The 19,951-nt window shown below is 64.9% G+C and carries 20 protein-coding genes, 1 other RNA gene and 1 pseudogene; 16 read left to right on the top strand and 6 right to left on the bottom strand.

What is annotated here, in order from left to right; all coding sequences use genetic code 11:
- Positions 1 to 41: 41 nt before the first annotated feature.
- Complete coding sequence (locus tag J2751_RS01385; RefSeq protein ID WP_209482683.1) at positions 42 to 1,289, top strand: DUF4010 domain-containing protein; 1,248 nt, start codon at positions 42 to 44, stop codon at positions 1,287 to 1,289.
- A 711-nt stretch (positions 1,290 to 2,000) separates the two neighbouring features.
- On the opposite strand, the gene J2751_RS01390 is transcribed toward J2751_RS01385, so the two are convergent.
- Complete coding sequence (locus tag J2751_RS01390) at positions 2,001 to 2,375, bottom strand: CBS domain-containing protein (protein ID WP_209482684.1); 375 nt, start codon at positions 2,373 to 2,375, stop codon at positions 2,001 to 2,003.
- A gap of 147 nt (positions 2,376 to 2,522) precedes the next feature.
- On the opposite strand from J2751_RS01390, the pseudogene J2751_RS15805 reads away from it, so the two are divergent.
- Positions 2,523 to 2,994 (top strand): annotated as a pseudogene (locus J2751_RS15805) (hypothetical protein).
- Between the two features lie 65 nt (positions 2,995 to 3,059).
- On the opposite strand, the gene J2751_RS01405 reads toward J2751_RS15805, so the two are convergent.
- Both J2751_RS01405 and dph5 read right to left on the bottom strand, forming a co-directional pair.
- Positions 3,060 to 3,446: a CBS domain-containing protein gene (locus tag J2751_RS01405; RefSeq protein ID WP_209482687.1), complete on the bottom strand. Its 387-nt coding sequence runs from the start codon at positions 3,444 to 3,446 to the stop codon at positions 3,060 to 3,062.
- Positions 3,447 to 3,521: 75 nt separating this feature from the next.
- Positions 3,522 to 4,316, bottom strand: coding sequence for a diphthine synthase (gene dph5, locus J2751_RS01410; protein ID WP_209482688.1), 795 nt, complete (start codon positions 4,314 to 4,316; stop codon positions 3,522 to 3,524).
- Between the two features lie 287 nt (positions 4,317 to 4,603).
- Between dph5 and J2751_RS01415 the strand changes: the two genes are divergently transcribed.
- The 3 genes from J2751_RS01415 (at position 4,604) to lrpA1 (ending at position 8,010) form a co-directional block, all read left to right on the top strand.
- Positions 4,604 to 6,499: a 2-oxoacid:acceptor oxidoreductase subunit alpha gene (locus J2751_RS01415; protein ID WP_209482689.1), complete on the top strand. Its 1,896-nt coding sequence runs from the start codon at positions 4,604 to 4,606 to the stop codon at positions 6,497 to 6,499.
- A 3-nt stretch (positions 6,500 to 6,502) separates the two neighbouring features.
- Positions 6,503 to 7,441, top strand: coding sequence for a thiamine pyrophosphate-dependent enzyme (locus J2751_RS01420; RefSeq protein WP_209482690.1), 939 nt, complete (start codon positions 6,503 to 6,505; stop codon positions 7,439 to 7,441).
- A gap of 140 nt (positions 7,442 to 7,581) precedes the next feature.
- Positions 7,582 to 8,010 (top strand): HTH-type transcriptional regulator LrpA1, encoded by a 429-nt coding sequence (gene lrpA1 / locus J2751_RS01425; protein ID WP_209482691.1) that lies wholly within the window; start codon positions 7,582 to 7,584, stop codon positions 8,008 to 8,010.
- A 41-nt stretch (positions 8,011 to 8,051) separates the two neighbouring features.
- Here the strand turns inward: lrpA1 and J2751_RS01430 are convergent, their stop codons facing one another.
- The 3 genes from J2751_RS01430 to J2751_RS01440 form a co-directional block, all read right to left on the bottom strand.
- Positions 8,052 to 8,492, bottom strand: coding sequence for a GNAT family N-acetyltransferase (locus J2751_RS01430; RefSeq protein WP_321168543.1), 441 nt, complete (start codon positions 8,490 to 8,492; stop codon positions 8,052 to 8,054).
- Between the two features lie 153 nt (positions 8,493 to 8,645).
- Entirely contained in the window at positions 8,646 to 11,792 is a 3,147-nt protein-coding gene (gene ileS, locus J2751_RS01435; protein WP_209482876.1) for an isoleucine--tRNA ligase, read from the bottom strand.
- 74 nt (positions 11,793 to 11,866) lie between these two features.
- Positions 11,867 to 12,322, bottom strand: coding sequence for a hypothetical protein (locus J2751_RS01440; protein WP_209482692.1), 456 nt, complete (start codon positions 12,320 to 12,322; stop codon positions 11,867 to 11,869).
- A 115-nt stretch (positions 12,323 to 12,437) separates the two neighbouring features.
- Here J2751_RS01440 and J2751_RS01445 point away from each other — a divergent pair, with 115 nt between their 5' ends.
- The 11 genes from J2751_RS01445 to nuoK all read left to right on the top strand — a co-directional run bounded on the left by J2751_RS01445 (position 12,438) and on the right by nuoK (position 19,951).
- Entirely contained in the window at positions 12,438 to 12,845 is a 408-nt protein-coding gene (locus tag J2751_RS01445; protein WP_209482693.1) for a DUF7548 family protein, read from the top strand.
- Positions 12,846 to 12,915: 70 nt separating this feature from the next.
- Positions 12,916 to 13,227, top strand: an RNA gene (gene ffs, locus J2751_RS01450) — signal recognition particle sRNA.
- 706 nt (positions 13,228 to 13,933) lie between these two features.
- On the top strand, positions 13,934 to 14,551 hold the full coding sequence (gene purE, locus J2751_RS01455) for a 5-(carboxyamino)imidazole ribonucleotide mutase (protein ID WP_209482694.1): 618 nt from the start codon (positions 13,934 to 13,936) through the stop codon (positions 14,549 to 14,551).
- A 131-nt stretch (positions 14,552 to 14,682) separates the two neighbouring features.
- Positions 14,683 to 15,099: an NADH-quinone oxidoreductase subunit A gene (locus J2751_RS01460; RefSeq protein WP_209482695.1), complete on the top strand. Its 417-nt coding sequence runs from the start codon at positions 14,683 to 14,685 to the stop codon at positions 15,097 to 15,099.
- A complete protein-coding gene (locus J2751_RS01465; RefSeq protein WP_209482696.1) occupies positions 15,099 to 15,797 on the top strand; it encodes an NADH-quinone oxidoreductase subunit B in 699 nt (232 codons plus the stop codon). The genes J2751_RS01460 and J2751_RS01465 overlap by 1 nt, the downstream gene beginning before the upstream one ends.
- Complete coding sequence (locus J2751_RS01470) at positions 15,794 to 17,461, top strand: NADH-quinone oxidoreductase subunit D (protein ID WP_209482697.1); 1,668 nt, start codon at positions 15,794 to 15,796, stop codon at positions 17,459 to 17,461. Before J2751_RS01465 ends, J2751_RS01470 begins: the two co-directional genes overlap by 4 nt.
- On the top strand, positions 17,461 to 18,534 hold the full coding sequence (locus J2751_RS01475) for a complex I subunit 1/NuoH family protein (RefSeq protein WP_209482698.1): 1,074 nt from the start codon (positions 17,461 to 17,463) through the stop codon (positions 18,532 to 18,534). Before J2751_RS01470 ends, J2751_RS01475 begins: the two co-directional genes overlap by 1 nt.
- Positions 18,531 to 18,992 carry a NuoI/complex I 23 kDa subunit family protein gene (locus tag J2751_RS01480; protein WP_209482699.1) on the top strand — a complete coding sequence of 154 codons (462 nt, stop codon included), beginning with the start codon at positions 18,531 to 18,533 and terminating at the stop codon, positions 18,990 to 18,992. Before J2751_RS01475 ends, J2751_RS01480 begins: the two co-directional genes overlap by 4 nt.
- A gap of 49 nt (positions 18,993 to 19,041) precedes the next feature.
- The gene (locus J2751_RS01485; protein WP_209482700.1) at positions 19,042 to 19,314 is read left to right on the top strand and encodes an NADH-quinone oxidoreductase subunit J; all 273 of its coding nucleotides are present in this window, start codon (positions 19,042 to 19,044) and stop codon (positions 19,312 to 19,314) included.
- On the top strand, positions 19,311 to 19,649 hold the full coding sequence (locus tag J2751_RS01490) for a hypothetical protein (RefSeq protein ID WP_209482701.1): 339 nt from the start codon (positions 19,311 to 19,313) through the stop codon (positions 19,647 to 19,649). Before J2751_RS01485 ends, J2751_RS01490 begins: the two co-directional genes overlap by 4 nt.
- Positions 19,649 to 19,951, top strand: coding sequence for an NADH-quinone oxidoreductase subunit NuoK (gene nuoK, locus J2751_RS01495; RefSeq protein ID WP_209482702.1), 303 nt, complete (start codon positions 19,649 to 19,651; stop codon positions 19,949 to 19,951). The genes J2751_RS01490 and nuoK overlap by 1 nt, the downstream gene beginning before the upstream one ends.

Genomic DNA, 19,951 nt, shown 5'->3' on the forward strand with positions numbered 1-19,951 from the left:
CAGTCGGTGACACGACGGCGAGGTCGGGGCGGTGGTCCCCCGTGTTGAGCGCGATCGACCCGCTGGTGTATCTGGAGACGAACGTCGCGAAACTGGTGTTAGCGACGCTGCTGGGGATGTTCCTCGGGCTGGAGCGGGAGTGGTCACAGAAGTCGGCCGGGATCCGGACGTTCGCGCTCATCAGTCTGGCCGCCACCGTGTTCGCGGTCGCGGACGCGCCGGGGCTCCTCGTCGTCGGTGGGGTGCTGATCGTCGCGACGGCGGTGCTCCTGGCCGTTCGGAGCTTCGTCGAGGAGGACGTCGACGGGCTCTCGTTGACGACATCGGTTTCGATGCTCGTCACCTACGGAGTCGGCGTGCTCGTCGCGGCCGAGCTGTTCATCGAGGCGGTGACGGTGGCGGTGCTCTCCTCGATGCTTCTCGTGTTAAAGCGCGAACTCCACCAGTTCGCGTGGGGGCTCTCGCGCGAGGAGGTCCGTAGTGCCGTCGAGTTCACCATCCTCGCGTTCGTTATCTTCCCGCTTTTACCCGCGGAGACGATCGACCCGTGGGACGCGATCCAGCCGCGGCTCATTTGGTCGTTGGTGGTGGCGATAAGCGCGATCGGCTTCGTGAACTACGTGCTCGTCCGGAAGTATCAGGGTCGCGGCTACGCGGTCACCGGCTTCTTCGGCGGACTCGTCAACTCCACGGCGGTCGTCGCCGAGATGGCGAAACGTGCGAGGGGACAGACGGACCTCGTCGGGCTCGCGGTCGGCTCGATCCTGCTCGCGAACGCGGCGATGGCGCTCCGGAACGCCGCGCTCGTCGTCGCGTTCGTCCCCGAGGCCGCGCTCGTCGTCGGCGCACCGCTCGGTGCGATCACTGTCACCGGCGTCGCGATCGCGATATGGCGAAGCGACTGGCGGACGACGATCGAGGCGGAACTCACCTCGCCGTTCAGCCTCCGGAACGCGCTCACGTTCGGCGCGCTGTTCCTCGTCGTGTTGTTGATATCGGTCCTCGCCGAGGAGGCGTTCGGCGCGACCGGGTTCGTCGCGACCGCCTTTGTAGCGGGGCTCGTTTCGTCGGGGACCGCGACGACGACCGCGGTGTCGCTTCTGAGTACGGGCCAAATAACCGTCGAAACCGCGGTCGCCGGCGTCGTCGCCGGGACCGCGGCGAGCATCCTCGTGAAGACGGCCTTCGCCGCGAGCATCAGCCGGGAGCTGATCCGACCGGTCGCGACCTGGAGTACCGTGCTCGTTCTCGTCGGCGTGCTCGTCGGTGCGCCGCTTCTCCTCTTATAAGGGTTCGAGCCCGTCGGAACCGGTATCGCCGATCGATCCTCCCGTGGTAGTCAGAACGGAGTGCGCGACGAGCGATACCGGGAGTAGGCCTCGCAATACGTTGGAGTGAGTGTTTATAAGTGGACTAGTGGTGTTACTGGCAGCTGTTTATAAACAGACGAGGATATGAGGAACTACTCAAAAGGTCTAGCCACCTGTTTATAAGCGGTTGACTACTGATCGACAGTGAAGACCTCCAAAGCCCCAGCCGTGTGGGCGGCGTAGGCGTTCACACGGCAGCGAGGCGCGGAGCGCCTCGGGCAGCCGCACGTAGTCCGGCGACTGCCCCTTTGAATACCGCCCCGCACAGCAACCGCCACCGCACCTCACGCCTCCCCAGCCTCGTCACCGGCGGCTTTGCCGCCGGTTGCTAGCGAGAGCTCCACTCTTGCCCTGTCGCTGGCGGCGGCCGCCGCCAGCGACTCCCTCGCGCGTGCTCTTGCCGGCGGCGTTGCCGCCGGCTGTCAGAGAGACCTTCGGTCTCTCCCTACTCGCGGCCTGTCGGCCGCTCGGAGGCGCACGCCACCGCACGGTTTGTTTATAAGCGATCGTTGCTGTCGCTCACAGTTCTTTTAAATATGCTCTTGTTGCCATCGATCTGAGAGATTCACTCCCGAGATCGATCACGGATCGGTTCTCGTCCGCGGTCGTTCCGGTCTTCCCGACCAATGCTCAGGAGACGTGACGGGCGACGTCGGTCGAGGAGATCATGCCGACGTAGTCGTCGTCGACGACGGGGAGGTGTTTGACGCCGTACATCGTCATCATCGCCGCGACCTCCTCCATGAGCAGGTCGGGGGTGACGGTTTCGACGTCCTCGGTCATCACGTCGCGGACGAGCGTCTCCGTCGTGTCCGCTCCGTCGGCGACGGCGGCGATGACGTCGCTCTGGGTGATGATACAGCCGCCGCCGGCGGCCACGACCAGCGCGCTGATGTCGCGATCGCGCATTCGTCCGGCGGCCTCGCGGATCGACGCGTCGCCCCCGATCGTCTCCAACGGCGTCGACATGACCTCGCTGACTCGCGTCCGATCATGTAAGTCCATACCACACCAGTGCGCTCGCCCCTGTTTATTCTTCCGGCTCGCGCACGGGCCGGTAGCGTCGAGCGAAACGCGAACGAGACCACGCGAACGAGAAGCCACGAAACGCCCTGCGAACCATATATACCGATGGACTCCGTGTACTCGTACATGTCAGGAGTAACTGCCGGGTTGGTCGATTTCGGCACGCGGTCGCTCGTCACCCACGCGATCATGGCGGCCACGCTGGTGACGGGGCTCGCGATCGGGCTGACGGTCGACTCGCAGGTCGGGTTGGTCTCGTTCGTCGCGCTGTTGAATTTCACCGCGGGAATGTGGATCTGTCAGTCGATCCACTCGCTCGGCACTTCGGCCCGTGAGGACGAATACGACGGCGTCATCAACGAGCTCAGGAAGTATGTCGAGTGAGAACGGACTCGATGTCGGGCGGCTCGGACGGCTACTGACGCTCATCGCGTTCGTCACCGCGGTCTCGCTTCTGACCTCCGCACAGGTGCTCGCGGAGGAGCTGTTCTCCATTGCCGTCGTGGCGATCGGTAGCATCGCGCTCGTCACCGCGATCATCGGGTTCCTGATCGCGGCGGGGGCGACCTACGACGAGCAGGTCCACGAGCCCGAGTGATCGCGTCACGGACGTTCCGAGCCGTCCGTGTACGACCGTGTAGGCTGCTACGGCCGCGTAGACTGCTACCGTCGTTCGGCGAGATGTCGCGTGAGATCGGTCGTCGAGAGCATCCCGACCACGACCCGTTCGTCGTCGGTTACGGGGATGTGTGTGTACTCGCCGTCGGCCAGCGCGGAGAGGGCGTCGACGGAGTCAGTCCGGGAGGCGGTCACGACGTCGGCCGTCATACACGTTCCGACCGGGGTCTCGTCCTCGGGATCGTTCTCCCGAACGAGCGTCACGAAGTCGGTTCCGGTGAGGAGTCCCTCCAGACGCCCCGCACCGTCGACGATGAGTATCGAGTTGACTCCCGTCTCCAGCATCAGGGTCGCCGCTTCGGCCGCAGTAGCTTCGACGCTCACGGTCACGAGGTCGGTCGACATGAGTCGTTCGACGGGTACGTCGGTCATATCCGATACCGACGAACCCTATCGTAATTAATCGTGAGGGTCACTGCCACGCGACCAGAGGGGCTCGCCGGCGCGTTACTCGAGGATCGATTCGGGCGCGCCCGCCAGTCCGACGAGCGCTTCCGCCTCGACGTGGTGGAGATCGCCGGGGATGAGTAGCATGTGGAGGGGGTCGCCGAACTCACGGTCGGCGAGCCCGGACAGCGAGTCGGCCGCGACGACCGGTTCCGGCGACCCGGCGCGGGCGACGACGACGCCCACGGTGTCGGCCCATCCCTCGGCAAGCAGTTCGGCCGCGTAGTCGGCGGTCATGTACTCCTCGTGGTCGGGATCGGGGCCGGTCGGTCCGGTGCCGACCTTGATGTCGAGGTAGACGAGCGTGTGGAGGCCGCGCTCCCGGTTCGCCTCGATCGCCTCGATCACGCTTTCCGGCACGCCGTCGCCCCCGTGCGCGTACGGGAAGGGGAGCGTTACGGCCTTGCCGAACCGGTAGTTCTGGAGGCCGGTGAGACTCGACGCGGCCGACTGGGCGGTGACCCCGTGGAGCACCCGAGTGTCGATCCGGCGGTCCTCGGCCCGCATCCGGAGGTCGGTGTGGGTCGTCGAGATCATCGTATCCCCGGCGGTGAGGAAGGCGACGTCATCGGTTTCGGCCGCCGACAGTATCGCCTCCGGGTCGCGTTCGACTCCCTCGCGGTCGCGGACCTCGATATCGACGCCGTGGGCCGTCTCCAGGTCGGCGACGTCGGCACCGACGAGCCGACTCGTGTAGAACTCCGCGAAGACTCGGTCGGCATCCCGGAGGGCCTCGCGCCCCTCGACGGTGATCGAGTCCTCGTCGTAGAGACCGAGTCCGATGAACGTGAGCATGGCGTGGCTCGGGGCACGAGCACCTAAAAGGGCGCGAAAGAGCCGGGACGTCCGGAGCTGTCCCGGGTCGACGCGAACTGGATCCGGTGATCGGCGTCGGACGGGACCGGGCGATCGATGGCAGAACGGGACCAGGGGATCGATGGCAGAACGGGACTGGGCGATCGATATCGAACGCGGCGTCTCGTAGGTCTTTCATGATCATCCCTTGTGATTCCATAGCAAGCCCTAAGAGGAGACCGCCACAATTCAAACTCACTAGGCCTTACCGGGCCATGATCCACAATATGACTGATGACGAACTCATCTGGCGGATATCGGGAGGATCCGGCGACGGGATCGCTTCCACCAGCCAGAACTTCGCGAAGGCCCTGATGCGATCGGGGTTGAACGTGTTCACACACCGACACTACCCGTCGCGGATCCGCGGTGGGCACACGTACACCGAGATCCGTGCCGCCGAGGAACCGGTACGGTCCCGCGGCGACGGCTACAACTTCCTGCTCGCGCTCGGCGACTCGTTCGCCCGTAACCCGCAGGAGGAGGCCTTCTACGGGAACGAGGAGATCAAACCGCTCTCGGAGAACCTCGACGAACTCCGTGAGGGCGGCGTCATCGTGTACGACGAGGGACTGCTCGACACCTCGGAGATCCCGAACTTCGACGAGCGTGTCGAGGAGAACAACTGGCACGTGTACCCGCTCGACCTGCGCGGACTCGCCCGCGACATGGGTCGTGAAGTCATGCGGAACACGGCCGGCGTCGGCGCGACCTGTGCGCTGATCGGGATGGAACTCGACCACGTCGAGGATCTCATGCGCGATGCGATGCCGGAGAAGATCCTCGACCCCAACCTCGAGATCCTCAACACTGCCTACGACCAGGTCCGTGAGGAGTACGATGTCGACGCGCCGGACGTCTCGGTGCCGACCGGCGATCACGACGAGACGCAGCTGCTCATGTCCGGATCGGACGCGATCGCGTACGGCGCGATCGACGAGGGCTGTCGGTTCATTGCCGGCTACCCCATGACGCCGTGGACAGAAGTGTTCACGATCATGGCACAGAACCTCCCCGGGTTGGACGGCATCTCGGAGCAGGTCGAAGACGAGATCGCGGCCGCCGCCCTCGCGGTCGGTGCCTCCCACGCCGGCGTCAAGGCCATGTCGGGCTCCTCCGGCGGCGGCTTCGCGCTGATGTCCGAGCCGCTCGGACTCGCGGAGATGACGGAGACACCCGTCGTCCTCGTTGAGGCTATGCGCGCCGGCCCGTCGACCGGGATGCCGACGAAGCCGGAGCAGTCCGACCTCGAACACGTCCTGTACACCTCACAGGGCGACTCCCAGCGCGTCGTCTTAGCGCCGGGCACCGTCGAGGAGGCGTACGAGCAGTCGCGGCTCGCCTTCCGGCTCGCCTACGAGTACCAGATCCCGTCGATCCTCCTGTACGACCAGAAGCTCGGCGGCGAACTGGTGAACGTCCCGAAGAGCCACTTCGACCGCGATCCGAATCCGACCCTCGGGAAGACGCTGGGCGAGGACGCGCTCGCGGATGAGCCGCACTCGGCGGACGGGAAGTTCCACCGTTTCCAGCACGATGTCGACGACGGGGTCTCGCCGCGGTCGGTCCCCGGCCAGAAGGGCGGTCGCTATCTCGCGACCGGCAACGAGCACGACCCGACCGGCCACATCAGCGAGTCGCCCGACAACCGCGTCGCACAGATCGACCGTCGGACGCAGAAGCTCGAAGCGATCCGCGCTGACCTCGACACTGAGGACACCGGCTCGTACGCCGGCCCCGACGACGCCAAGTACGGCATCCTCACGTTCGGGAGCCAGCAGGGAACCGTCGAGGAGGCGGTCGACCGTCTCAACGACGCCGGCGTCTCGGTGAAGTCGTACGGCGTCTCGGACATGCTCCCGTTCCCGACCGATCAGGTCGAGGCGTTCGTCGAGAGCGTCGACGAGGTGCTCGTCGTCGAGATGACCGCCTCGGGACAGTTCCGCGGGCTCGTTCAGAAGAACCTCGGTCGCTACGGCGAGAAGCTGTCGAGCCTGCTGAAGTACAACGGGAACCCGTTCGAGCCCGCGGAGGTTGTTGACGGGTTCGAGGCCGCGATACTCGAAGGCGACGGCGACGCATCCGGCCATCAGACTACCTTCGTCCCAGCCGCAGGTGATTAAGACATGAGCACGTTTTCAGCAATTGGAGAGGAACGAGAGATCGACCGCGACGAGTACACCCCCGGCGTCGAGCCACAGCCGACGTGGTGTCCAGGCTGTGGTGACTTCAGCGTCCTGAAGGCGCTGAAACAGGCGCTCCCGGAGGTCGGGCGCTCGCCGGAAGAAACGCTTCTGTGTACCGGGATCGGCTGCTCCGGCAAGCTGAACAGCTACCTCGACACGTACGGGTTCCACACGATCCACGGGCGATCGCTGCCCGTGGCTCGCGCCGCGAAGCTCGCGAACCCCGGCGTCGAAGTCATCGCCGCCGGCGGCGACGGCGACGGCTACGGGATCGGCGGAAACCACTTCCTCCACACGGCCCGAGAGAACCACGACATGACGTACATCGTCTTCAACAACGAGATCTTCGGGCTCACGAAGGGACAGACCTCCCCGACCAGCCCGAAGGGACACAAGTCGAAGACGCAGCCGTCTGGCAGCGCCAAGGAGCCGCTCAAGCCGCTCTCGCTCGCGCTCAACGCCGGCGCGTCGTACGTCGCCCGCACGGCCGCGGTCAACCCGAACCAGGCGAAGGAGATCCTCGTCGAGGCCATCGAACACGACGGCTTCGCACACGTCGACTTCCTCACACAGTGTCCGACGTGGAATAAGGACGCACGTCAGTACGTCCCATACATTGACGTCCAGGAGTCCGAAGACTACGACTTCGATCCGACGGACAAGGTCGAGGCCGCGGAAATGATGCGCGAGACCGAGGAGGCGCTCCACGAGGGCAAGGTGCTCACGGGACGCTACTACGTCGACGAGGACCGTCCCTCCTACGGACAGGAGAAGCGTGCGATCGGCGAGATGCCCGAGGAGCCGCTGGCCGAGCGCTACTGGGACGACGACTACGAGTGGGAGCGCTCCCACGATCGGTTCCTCGAGAAGCACGAGTAGGCCTCGCGTTCGGCACACACGAGAACGCGTCGCAGTCGACGCTCGCGGCCTATACGAGGCCGCTCCGGCCCGGTTCGCCGCTTCGATCCACTGTTTTCGGGTTCGCAAGGTATTTTTTCCGTCGCGACAAAGAGGATCGTATGAGTACGGTATCGACGGAAGAGCGGATCCTCTCCGTGTTGGAGGAGGACGCACAGGCCTCCTGCGGGGAGATAGCCGAGCGGGCCGACGTCTCGAAGCCCACGGTGCGGAAGTACATCGACAAACTGGAGGAGGAGGGCGTCATCGTCGGCTACTCGGCGGACGTCGATCCGAAGAAGCTCGCGACCCAGTCGATCGCGATGGTCGGGATGGACGTCGATTCCGGGAAGTACGTCTCGGCGACCCGCGAACTGAAACGACTCGACGAAGTGGAGGCGTTGTACACGTCCTCCGGTGACCACATGTTGATGGCTGAGGTCCGCGCCACCGACGGCGACGAGCTCGGCGACGTCATCAGCGACGAACTGCTCGCAGTCGACGGCGTCACCGCCGCTCACCCGTCGTTTCTACAGGAACGACTGAAGTAGATCGGAGCGTTTCGTCGCGATGTCTCCCGTCACAAACGCTGCTACCCGCGGATCAGCGTCTCCACGTCGACGACGAACACGGCCTCGTTGCCCTCGGGCCCCTGTCTCCTGCCGCGCGGAGCGAAGCCGTGTGAGCGATAGAACTCTCGAACGGCCGGTTGATCGACCGGAACGTCCGTTCGGAGCGTTCGGGTTCCCCTGTCGGCGAGCGACGACGCGACTCGTTCGAGCAACTCCTCGGAGATCCCCTCGCCGGCGTGTTCCGGGTGAACCCACAGAGCGAGTAGTTCGGCCTCCGCCGCGTCCTCGTCGGGGTGGGCGATCGCCACGCCGACCGGGCCGTCGTCGTCCTCCATCAGGAACCGACACTCCGCGCCCGCGGTCGCCTCCCTGACACCCGCGGCGGACACGTCAAACAGCGGCCCGGCGATGTCGTCGAAAACGGTCGCCTCGCGGGCTCTCGATACCGCAGTCCGAAGGATCTCCGCATCGCCGGGACGCGCCGGTCAGACACGCATGTATGAACGCTACACCGGGACCTAGGTATACGTTTCGGGGGCGGCGATGTCCGCCGCCCGCTGCCGTTAGGTAGGCGGCTCCGTCAGGCGGTCGGCTCTGTTAAAATGTCGGCCTCGTTATGAGACTGGGTCGATCCCGAGGGTGACGACGACGTCCTCAACGTCCCACTCCTCGACGAGACCGTCGTCGGTTGCGGCGTCGGCGGGGTCGTCGAGCCACGCGTCAGCCCGCACCTCGCCGGCTATCAGGTCGGCGTGGTCGTCGACGAACCCGGCGACGCGTTCGTCGTCGACCGCGACGCCGACGCGGATCCGCGCCTCAACGTCGAGGTCGAGTGTCTTACGCATCTCTTGGATCCGACGGATTACGTCGCGAGCGTATCCCTCCGACTCGATTTCTGGCGTCAACGAGGCGTCCACGTACACGGTCCCGCCGTCGAAGTCGACGCCGGTGACGTGCTCTGGAGGTTCGGCGACGTACTCGACCATCTCGTCGTCGAGTTCGACCGTCTCGCCGTCGACGACGAGGCCGGCGTCGACCTCCTCACGGGTCGCCCCCTGTACGGCGGCCATCACCTCCTGTGCGTCGCCGCCGAACGCCGGCCCGATGGCGGACATCCGCGGCTCGGCCGTCTCGACGAGCGCGTCGAACGCCCCGGTGACTTCGAGCGTCCGGGCGTTCACGCGGTCGAGGATCAGCTCCTCAAGATTCCGAACCGCCTCGGCCACCTCCTCGTCGTCGGTCTCGACGACGACTCGCGGAACGGGCCACCGGAGCTTGCGACCGGCCTGCTGGCGCGCGTTCGCGGCCGCCTCCTCAACGTTTCGGAGGACCGCCACGTCGCGTTCGAGGTCGGAGTCGTGGAGTTCGTCATCGGGTTCGGGGTACGAGAGCGCGTGGACCGTCGTCGCCTCCCCGTCGAGCGTCTGGTACATCCGCTCGGTTAGATACGGCGCGATCGGCGCGAGCAGCCGAATGACCTCGTCGAGTACGGTCGCGAGCGTCGCGTACGCGCCGCGCTTGGTGTCCGAGTCGGCCTCCTCCCACATGCGGTCGCGGACCGCTTTCACGTAGAACCGCGAGACGTCCTTGGTGACGAACTCGATGATGGCGTTGACCGCGTCGCTGACGCGGTACTCCGCCCACGCCTCGGTCACTTCCGTTTCGACCGACTGGAGTCGCGAGAGCACCCACTCGTCGACCAGTTCGAGTTCGCCGTCCGAGAGGTCCGCCTCGGCGGGGTCGTAGCCGTCGAGTTCCATGTACTCCAGCGGGAAGCGGAAGACGTTCCAGAGGATGTTGAGTTTCCCCTGGATCTCGCCCAGCCCGTCCCACTCGAACGCGAGGTCGACGCCCTGCTGGTCGTGGCTGAGCAGGTACGTGCGGAGCGGGTCGCGTCCGGCCCGGTCGATCGCCTCCTCGGGAGTGACGATGTTGCCGACGGATTTCGACATCTTGCGACCGTCCTCGTCGTTTGCGAACCCGTGCATGAGTACCTCCTCATAAGGGATCTCGCCGACCGCGGCGGTCCCCATCCCGAGCTGTGACCAGAACCACCCGCGGGTCTGGTCGTGCGCCTCGATTATCAGGTCGGCAGGCCATAGCTCGTCGTGGCTCTCGTCGTTCGAGGGGTAGCCGAGCGTCCCCCACGTGGCGACCGAGGAGTCCAGCCAGACGTCGAAGACGTCCTCGACGCGGCGATACGTGGTGTCGTCCTCGACGATCGTCAGGTCGTCGACTGCGGGGCGGTGGAGGTCGATCGTCTCCGGATCGATCTCTTCCTCGACGCGTTCGGCGAGCTCCTCGCGAGTGCCGACCACGATCATGTCCTCGTCGAGGTGGTCGGCGTCGGCGTCCTCCGGGACCCAGATGGGGATCGGGACTCCCCAGTAGCGCTGGCGGGAGACGTTCCAGTCGGGCGCGTCCTCGATGAAGTCGCGGAACCGGTTGTCGCGGGCCCACCCCGGGTGCCACTCGGACTCGGCCATGTTGTCGAGAAGGTCCTCCTTCACGTCCGTGATCGAGATGAACCACTGGTCGGTGACCAGCTGGATGATCCCCGTGTCACAGCGCCAGCAGTGGCCGTAGCTGTGGTTCACGGTACCGTGTGCGAGCATGTGGCCGTCGGCGACCAGATCGTCGATGATCCCGTCGTTGGCGTCGCGAACGAACTGCCCGGCGTACTCGCCGGCGGCGGCAGTGAACTCGCCGTTCGGCTCGACGGGACAGAAGACCTCGAGTCCCAGTTCACTGCCGCGGTGGAAGTCCTCCTCACCGTGGCCCGGCGCGGAGTGGACGAGTCCGGTGCGGTCGGCCTCCACGTAGTCGGCGGCGTACACCTGCCCGGCCCCCTCGAAGTCGGCGTACTCGGCGACGCGGTCGGCGAGCGGATGGTCGTACTCCCAGCCAAGCATGTCGCCGCCGGAGAGCTCCGCCTCGATCTCGTAGTCCTCATACCGCCCCTCCTGTAGCACGTCCTCGACGCACTCCTCGGCGACGTAGAGAACCTCCTCCTCGCCGCCCTTCTCTGCGCGGACGGCGTTGTACGTCAACTCCTCGTCGACGGCGACGAAGGCGTTCGCGGGGATCGTCCACGGGGTTGTCGTCCAGATGACGAGGCTTCCCTCCCGGTCGGCAAGCGGGAACTTCACGTAGATGGAGGGGTCGTCGACGTGCTCGTACTCGACCTCGTTGTTCGCGAGGCCGGTCTCACAGCGCGGACACTGCGAGACGGACCGTTTCCCCTGCTCGACGAGTCCGTTGTCGGCGACGTTGGAGAACGCCCACCACGCGGCCTCCATGTACTCGGGATCGATCGTCTCGTAGGGGTCCTCCCAGTCCATCCACACGCCGATCGATTTGAAGTCCTCGTCCATCGCCGCGCGGTTGCGGAGCGCGAACTCCTTACACTTCTGGATGAACGGCTCCATCCCGTACTCCTCGATGTCCCGCTTGTTCTCGAAGCCGAGTTCCTCTTCGACTTTGACCTCGATTGGGAGCCCGTGCATGTCGTAGCCGGGACGGTCAGTGACGCGGTGACCGGTCATCCGTTTGTGACGGATGACGGCGTCTTTCAGCGTCTTGTTCCACGCCGTGCCGAGGTGCATCTGTCCGGAGGTGTACGGCGGCCCGTCGACGAAGAAGAACGGCGGGTCGTCGGCGTGTGCCTCCTTGGCCGACTCGTAGGCGTTCGCGTCGTCCCAGTACTCGTCGACTGTGGACTCGACGTCCGCCGGGGTGTACTGGTCGTCGATATCGTCCATACTCTGTGTCTCCGCGCCCGCGTATTTGAATACGGCGAACCGGGTTCCCATGCCCGGACGACCCAGATCCTGTCTCAGTCGAAGTCAGGCAGGTCGTCCGGGGCTTCGTACTCCGCCTCCCAGTCGATGTACTCGTCTTTGAGCACCTCACAGGCGATCTGGCCGAGCTCCGTGAGCCCGGCGTTGATCGCGGAGACGGTCCCCCACGAGTCCAGATGGGGGTGGAGATCGCGCTCCTTCCAGTCCTCCGGGAGTCCGGGCGCGTGATAGCCGACGCGGTCCGCGAAGTCGTCCCAGAAAAAGTCGTATCGCGAGACGAGACCGAGATCCTCGACTATCGCCCACTCCGCCGCGTCGAGGTCGCTGCTGCGGGCCCACTGCGTGAACGCGTCCTCCCACGCGCCCTCGCGGAGGAACGCCTCCAACTCGTCACGACGGTACTCGCCGCCGCTGACCTCGGCGTCGTCGTACTCGTTCGGGTCGACCTCTCGAAGCTCCGGCGGGTTTGGGGTCTCGACGTCGAGTGACATGAACGCCGATCCGCGCCGGTGGAGTAAAACGCTGCGGGCTCGCGTCGGGGGGACCACACGATCGGTTTCGGCCTCGATCCGCGCCTTTTACCGCCCCGCCGCGCGATCGGTCGATATGAACGTTCGTGCGCGCTCGCGTCAGGCGGGGATCGTCGCCAGCGTCGCCGGCGTGCTCCTGCTGCTCGCCCCGTACGCGATCGTCTCCGGGTTCGAGACGCAGATCGCCGGCTACTACGCGGCCGGACCGGTCGGCGCGTGGGGGATCGCGCTGTTCGCGCTGTTGACCGCGGTGGTGTTCGCCTCCGTCGAGCGCGGCAACGTCGATCCGGCAACCCTAGCCGGGGTGCTCGTCGTGCTCGCGGCGGTGACGCCGCTGCTCGCGATCCTCTGGTACCTCTCGATCGATCCGACGAGGATGTTCGCCGAGTACGGGTGGCTCGAGTGGCACGCGCCCGCGGTGATCGCGGTGGTGCTTCCGCTTCCGGCGCTGGCCGGAATACACGCCCGCGAACTGCTCGGGTAGGCGTCGTCGGGTGAACGGACCGACGTTCACCGCCGAACGAAAGGCCCTTATGGGCCACGCATGTAGTAAAAACTGGACTAGGTCGGGCGGTTAGGCCCCGCTCGTAACCCGTGAGGTAGTCTTCAGCGGGGACCGAACGTCGGGCACGTCCGGTCAGACCGGCACGGGCCTCGAGAGCCAACGTGGAAGCCTCGTCCGCCGGGGACAGCGGTCCACGGTGCCCGCTCGCAGGAGCGGTCCGTCGTGGTTCGTCGGCGACAGCGGGTCAGGCGCGGAAGCGAGCAGCCCACCGCCGGACGTCCGTCGCTCGTCGGGTCGCGGGGTGGAGGAGGCAACCGGGATACCCCGTACCGGAACGCCGGGCAAGTCCGATCGTCCGTCATTCATATCCGGTTTATGTACAATCAGCTCTACTAGGGTACGGAGTGGCCATACCACTCTGAGTGATCGGCTGTATACATACAACCGTGCGGTGTTGTTGGCGGGGATATATACCTCGCTACGGATGTGGTGACTGTTCTCAACGCCCAAGTGATGACCGCCGGAGCCACGGCGAACACGTCCAAAGCCCAGTCAGCCACGTATAAGTGATCGACGGTGAAGTCGCGGTGACGTCCTCCAAAGCCCCAGTCGCTCGGTTATACACGGTTACTCACACACCGACGACGAACACGTCCAAAGCCCCAGTCGCGAGGCGGGCGCAGGTGACGCAAGCACTGGAAGGAGCGAACATCCTGAGCGACTGAAGCGCGCAGCGAGCGTGCGCCCGCCTCGCGACTACCCCTTTGAGTCCCACCCAGTACCGCAACCGCGCCGCACCTCACACCTCCCCAGCCTCGTCGGCCGGCCTTCGGTTCGGCCGACCGACTCCAGCGAGAATCGAAGAGTCTCTGGCAGTCGGGCGACGCGCGACGACCTCGCGCCGGCGACGACGGCGCGCAGCGCCGGCTGCCAGAGGGACCGAAGGTCCCTCGCGGTGAGCGCCACAGCACTGTATCGCATATACATCACCCTCGTCATCGACAGCGGTGGAGATCCCGTATTCCGAAGCCGCAACGACTTATAAGACGCCGGACGTTACCGGTGACATGACCACGGTCGCGGACCTCATTGAGCGACTTGAAGCGGAGGCGGCGGCAGACGCCGACCCAGAGACAACTCCCGAGGTCGGGATCATCATGGGGTCGGACTCCGACCTCCCGACGATGGAGGGTGCCTACGACGCGCTTCGCGAACTTGGCTTCGCGGAGCAGACCGACTTCGCCGATCCGCCGAACGCACGATACACCTTCGAGAGCTACGTCGTCTCGGCCCATCGGACCCCAGAGCTCATGTACGCGTACGCAGAGACGGCGGCGGATCGAGGGCTCGACGTGGTCATTGCGGGCGCGGGCGGGAAGTCGGCCGATCTGCCGAACATGACCGCGTCGATCGCGTATCCGATCCCCGTGATCGGGGTTCCAGTTCAGGAGAAGTCCGTCGACTCCGTGATCGGGATGCCGACCGGCGCGCCCATCGTCGCCGTCGACGCGGGCAAGTCGTTCAACGCCGGCCTCTCGGCCGCGCAGGTGCTCGCTCGCGAGCACGACACGATCGAGGACCGACTGGTGACGTACCACGAGAGCCTCAAAGGCGGCGTCGCCGAGGTCTCCGCCGACCTTCATGACCTCGGCATCGACGGGTTCCACGAGCGGGGCGGCGAGTAGGAGTCGATACGGCTCGACGGATCGCCCGAAACGGTCGATCACAAAGGTCTTCGGCGACGTGCGTCCGGTGGGGTGAAGACTCAACGCTTATGAGGGGGCGGTCCAAACGCCAGCACGTTACGGAGACCTATATGAGCGATTGGATAGCGATCGGCGCCTTGGCGGCCGTCGGCCTGCTCATCCCGATAGGGATGATGACCGTGTCGGCGTTGCTCCGACCGAGCGTGCCTGAGACCGGTAAAAGCACCACCTACGAGTCCGGCGAGACCCCGACCGGCGGGACGAAGATCCGGTTCAACATTCAGTACTACATGGTCGCGCTGTTGTTCGTCGTGTTCGACATCGAGACCGTGTTGTTGTTCCCGTGGGTCGTCATCTACCGACCCGCGATCGAGGGCGGCATCCCGATGATGGACCTGTTGTGGCCGATGCTGGCCTTCGTCGGGATCCTCGCGATCGGACTCGTCTGGGCGTGGCGGACGGGTGCGGTCAAGTGGACTCGCAGCCCGCGTGCGGCCAGCAGAAAGACGGAGCGTGATCCCAACTAATGAGTAGCGACCAACCCTTCATCACCGACGAATCGCGAGTCGTAACCGAGACCCGGGACGCCCGAATGACTGGCCAAGGAGACCGGTTTAACTCCCGGCTCCGGGAGGCGTTCGGCTCCTCGCCGTTCATCCTCACCAAGTTCGACAAGTTCCTGAACTGGTGTCGCGGCTCCTCGATGTTCATGCTACAGTTCGGCATCGCCTGCTGTAGCATCGAGATGATGCACACCTACGCGGTGAAACACGACCTCGACCGCTTCGGCAGCGGGGTCCCGCGCGCCTCGCCGCGGCAGGCCGACGTGATGATCGTCCCCGGGACGATCGTCTCGAAGTTCGCCCCGCGGATGAAGCGCGTCTACGACCAGATGCCCGAGCCGAAGTTCGTCGTCGGCATGGGCTCGTGTACCATCTCCGGCGGGCCGTTCCAGGAGGGGTACAACGTGATCAAAGGTGCCGAGGAGGTCATTCCGATCGACATCCACGTGCCCGGCTGTCCGCCCCGTCCCGAAGCGCTGGTGTACGGCGTCGTCAAACTCCAGGAGCGCGTCGCCAACGGCGAGGCCGCGCCCGTGACGGTGAAACCGTACGAGCTGGAGCAGTTCTCCGACCTCGAAAAGGACGAGTTGGTCGAGAAACTCACCGACCAGATCGATGAGGACGAACTGGTCATGCGGTACAACTTCGCCGATTCGCCATGAGCCTCGAAGCACCGGACACACCCGAGACCGACGCGGTAACGGAACACGATCCCGAGGAGCTCGCGGCCCTGCTCGGTGATCTGGTCGTCGGGCGTGACGACCACCTGAACGCCCCCGGCTTCGTCATCCGCCCGGACACGGTCCAAGAGACGCTGTCGATATTAAAAGAGCAGGCGGGCTACGACCACCTGTCGGTCGTCTCCGCACAGGAGTACGAGAACCGCTACGAGTCGATCTATCACCTGAAGAAGTTCGACGACCCGACCCAGGAGGTCAGCGTCGTCGTTCCCGCGGACAAGGATAGCCCGGTTTCGGAGTCCGCGGAACCCGTCTTCCGGACCGCGGACTGGCACGAACGGGAGGCGTACGACCTGATCGGGATCGAGTACGACGACCACCCCGACCTCCGGCGGATCCTCCTCCCCGAGACGTGGCAGGGTCATCCTCTGTCGATGGATTACGACAAGGACCAGCCGCAGATCGCCTCGCTGCCCTCGCACGTCAATCCGATCCAGGAGCATCACATGGACGACGAGTCCGACACGATGTTCCTCAACATCGGTCCGCACCACCCGGCGACTCACGGCGTTCTCCATCTAAAAACCGTTCTGGACGGCGAGCAGGTCGTCGACGTCGAGTCAGACATCGGCTACCTCCATCGCTGTGAGGAGCAGATGGCCCAGAACGGGACGTACCGCCACCAGATCATGCCGTACCCCGACCGCTGGGACTACATCTCGGCGGGCCTGCTCAACGAGTGGGCGTACGCACGTGCGGCCGAGGACCTCGCGGACATCGAGGTTCCGGAGTACGCGCAGGTCATCCGGACGATGGGCGCGGAGATGTGCCGTATCGCCGCGCACATGCTCGCACTGGCGACGTTCGCGCTCGACGTGAACGGCGACTTCACCGCGACGTTCATGTACGCGATCAACGACCGCGAACGCGTCCAGAATCTGCTTGAGGACCTGACGGGTCAGCGGCTGATGTTCAACTACTTCCGGCTCGGCGGGGTCGTCTGGGATCTGCCGGAGCCGCGCGAGGAGTTCTTCTCGAAGACCCGCGACTTCCTCGATCAGCTGCCCGGCTCCGTCGAGGAGTACCACAACCTCATCACCTCGAACGAGATCTTCCAGATGCGGACGATCGACACGGGAATTCTCCCGCCCGAGGTCGCGAAGGACTACGGCGCGACCGGTCCGGTCGCTCGCGGTTCGGGCGTCGATTACGACCTCCGTCGTGACGACCCGTACGGCTACTACGACGAGCTCGACTGGGACGTGATCACCGAGGACGGCTGTGACAACTACAGCCGCCTCCTCGTTCGGATGCAGGAGGTCGAGGAGTCCGCGAAGATAATCGGGCAGTGTATCGACCTGCTCGAGGACTGGCCCGAGGAGGAGCGAAACATCCAGGCGAACGTCCCACGGACGCTGAAGCCGGACGACGACACCGAAATATATCGTGCCGTCGAGGCCGCGAAGGGTGAGCTCGGGATCTACATGCGCGCGGACGGCACGGACAAGCCGGCTCGCTTCAAGATCCGCTCGCCGTGCTTCTCGAACCTCCAGACGCTCCCCGAGATGGCGAACGGGGAGTACATCCCTGACGTGATCGCCGCGCTGGGGAGCCTCGACATCGTGCTCGGAGAGGTGGACCGCTGATGGGAACGGCACCCGCACAGCTGTTCCCCGAGTTCATCGCGGAGACGCTCGGGATATCCGGGGTTCCCGGACAGGTCGTCGGGGCACTCATCGCCGCGGCTGTCATCGGAAACATCGTTCTCGCGTTCACGGGCGTCGCCGGCCCGTGGGCCAAACGGAAGATCACGGCCGCGTTTACGGACCGGATCGCGGTCGACCGTATCGGTCCGTTCGGGCTGTTGATCATCCCGGCGGCGGCGGTCCAACTGCTCGCGAAGGAGCTCATCGTACCCGAGGGCGTCGATCGTCCGACGTGGGACATCGCGCCGATCCTGCTGCCGGCGTCCGCGCTGCTCGGGTTCGCGGTCATCCCGATGGGACACCTCGGCCCGGTCAACCTCCAACTCGCTGACCCCGAGGTCGGGCTGGCGTTGGTGTTCGCGTTCGCCTCCATCGCGTCGGTGTCGCTCGTGATGGCCGGCTACGCCTCGAACAACAAGTACTCGATGCTCGGCGGACTGCGCGCGGTCGCACAGAACCTCGCGTACGAGATCCCGCTCATCGTCACGGCGATGTCCGTCGTGATCTTCGCCGGGACGCTACAGATGAGCGGCATCGTCGAGGCACAACAGGACGTGTTGTTCACGATCGCCGGGTTCGACATTCCGACGTGGTATGCCTTGGTGAACCCGTTCGCGTTCGTGTTGTTCCTCACCGCCAACATGGCTGAGATCGGTCGGAACCCGTTCGACATTCCCGAGGCACCGACTGAGATCGTCGGCGGGTACCAGACGGAGTACTCCTCGGCGTACTTCGTGTTGTTCTACCTCGGGGAGTTCGTCCACATCTTCCTCGGCGGCGCGATCCTCGCCGTGACGTTCCTCGGCGGGGCGTCCGGCCCCGGACCGGAGAGCATCGGATTCCTCTGGTTCGTGGTGAAGATCTGGGGCTTCTTCCTGTTCACGCAGTGGGCCCGCGCCGCGTTCCCGCGCGTTCGTATCGACCAGCTGATCGAGATCGGCTGGAAAGGGATGCTCGTGTTGTCGTTCGCGAACCTGGTCCTCACGGCCGTAATCGTGGGTGTAATCGTATGATCGGATTAATGAAATCAATGGCGACGACCATGAAGCACGCGCTCGACGGGAAGACGTTCACGGTGGAATACCCGGAGGACGCGCCCGACGTGAGCCCGCGCTTCCGTGGCGTCCACAAGTTCAGTCAGGAGCGGTGTATCTGGTGTCGACAGTGCGAGAACGTCTGTCCGAACGACACGATCCAGATCGTTCAAGACGACAAGCGCAACGGCGAGCAGTACAACCTCCACATCGGACAGTGTATCTACTGTCGGCTGTGTGAGGAGGTCTGCCCCGTCGACGCGATCCTGTTGACACAGAACTTCGAGTTCACCGCGGACACGAAGGACGACTTCGTGTACAACAAAGAACAGCTCAAGAACGTCCCGTGGTACAAGGGTATCGACCCGCTCGAATCCCGAAACCCCGATCGTGGTGCGTGGATCGGTGAGGGTGACGGCGAGATCGACTACCAGTAACGGGCGCGTCTCGAAATCTTCAAAGGGGTTCTCATAGGAGACAAACACAATGGTTTATGCTACTATCGCGTTCGGGCTGTTCGCCGCGGTCACGCTGGCGTTCAGCTTAGGGGTCGTCCTCGCGCGCGACGTGTTCCACGCCGCGTTGCTTCTGGGCGGTGCCCTGACGAGCGTCGCGGTACATTACGTGATGTTACAGGCGGAGTTCATCGCCGCCATGCAGATCCTCGTTTACGTGGGCGGGGTTCTGATACTCGTCACGTTCGCCGTGATGCTCACGCGATCGGACGACACGGACGATCTGGAGGTGAGTAGCGGATGACTGAGGACGCCAACGTGAGTCGGGTCCTTCCCGCGGCGGTCGTCACCCTCGTGTTCGGCGTCATGGCTGTAACGTTCCTCGGCGCCGAATTCGGGGAGTTCTCGACATTTGCGGGCGAGTCAGTCGTCCACAACATCGGGTACGCCCTGTTCAACCTCACGGGCTACGAGGAGCTGTCGACGATCCCCTCCGAGGGGTTCCTCGCTGCGTTCCTGATCGTCGCGGTTGCGCTTGACGTCGCCGTCGACGGGGCGATCTACCTCGCCAAACGCGAGGAGGACGGGTCGATCGTTGCCGCGGTCGGCGAGGCGTTCACCGACGGGGGTGAGCGGTAATGGTGCCCCCCGAGTGGTACCTGCTGCTCGCTGCCGGAGTGTTCTGTATCGGATTATTCGGCGTCCTCACGCGGCGTGATGCGCTGTACTTCCTGATGAGCGTCGAGCTCATGATGAACGCGGCGAACATCAACTTCGTCGCGTTCGCGCTGTACTACGGTGATCTCACCGGACAGGTGTTCGCCCTGTTCGTCATCGCCTTGGCAGCTGCGGAGGTCGCGATCGGTATCGGCATCATCCTCGTGTTGTACCGCAACTTCGGGGACACGGACGTCACGGTTCCAACGGAGATGAGGTGGTAA

It is taken from the genome of Halorubrum alkaliphilum (genome assembly GCF_017873815.1).
In the GTDB taxonomy this organism is placed as follows: Archaea; Halobacteriota; Halobacteria; order Halobacteriales; family Haloferacaceae; genus Halorubrum; species Halorubrum alkaliphilum.

Coding starts and splice junctions, on each gene's coding strand:
- J2751_RS01390 (WP_209482684.1), bottom strand. CDS start 2,375: ATGGACTTACATGATCGGACGCGAGTCAGCGAGGTCATGTCGACGCCG.
- J2751_RS01405 (WP_209482687.1), bottom strand. CDS start 3,446: ATGACCGACGTACCCGTCGAACGACTCATGTCGACCGACCTCGTGACC.
- dph5 (WP_209482688.1), bottom strand. CDS start 4,316: ATGCTCACGTTCATCGGACTCGGTCTCTACGACGAGGACTCGATCACC.
- J2751_RS01415 (WP_209482689.1), top strand. CDS start 4,604: ATGACTGATGACGAACTCATCTGGCGGATATCGGGAGGATCCGGCGAC.
- J2751_RS01420 (WP_209482690.1), top strand. CDS start 6,503: ATGAGCACGTTTTCAGCAATTGGAGAGGAACGAGAGATCGACCGCGAC.
- lrpA1 (WP_209482691.1), top strand. CDS start 7,582: ATGAGTACGGTATCGACGGAAGAGCGGATCCTCTCCGTGTTGGAGGAG.
- ileS (WP_209482876.1), bottom strand. CDS start 11,792: ATGGACGATATCGACGACCAGTACACCCCGGCGGACGTCGAGTCCACA.
- J2751_RS01440 (WP_209482692.1), bottom strand. CDS start 12,322: ATGTCACTCGACGTCGAGACCCCAAACCCGCCGGAGCTTCGAGAGGTC.
- J2751_RS01445 (WP_209482693.1), top strand. CDS start 12,438: ATGAACGTTCGTGCGCGCTCGCGTCAGGCGGGGATCGTCGCCAGCGTC.
- purE (WP_209482694.1), top strand. CDS start 13,934: ATGACCACGGTCGCGGACCTCATTGAGCGACTTGAAGCGGAGGCGGCG.
- J2751_RS01460 (WP_209482695.1), top strand. CDS start 14,683: ATGAGCGATTGGATAGCGATCGGCGCCTTGGCGGCCGTCGGCCTGCTC.
- J2751_RS01465 (WP_209482696.1), top strand. CDS start 15,099: ATGAGTAGCGACCAACCCTTCATCACCGACGAATCGCGAGTCGTAACC.
- J2751_RS01470 (WP_209482697.1), top strand. CDS start 15,794: ATGAGCCTCGAAGCACCGGACACACCCGAGACCGACGCGGTAACGGAA.
- J2751_RS01475 (WP_209482698.1), top strand. CDS start 17,461: ATGGGAACGGCACCCGCACAGCTGTTCCCCGAGTTCATCGCGGAGACG.
- J2751_RS01480 (WP_209482699.1), top strand. CDS start 18,531: ATGATCGGATTAATGAAATCAATGGCGACGACCATGAAGCACGCGCTC.
- J2751_RS01485 (WP_209482700.1), top strand. CDS start 19,042: ATGGTTTATGCTACTATCGCGTTCGGGCTGTTCGCCGCGGTCACGCTG.
- J2751_RS01490 (WP_209482701.1), top strand. CDS start 19,311: ATGACTGAGGACGCCAACGTGAGTCGGGTCCTTCCCGCGGCGGTCGTC.
- nuoK (WP_209482702.1), top strand. CDS start 19,649: ATGGTGCCCCCCGAGTGGTACCTGCTGCTCGCTGCCGGAGTGTTCTGT.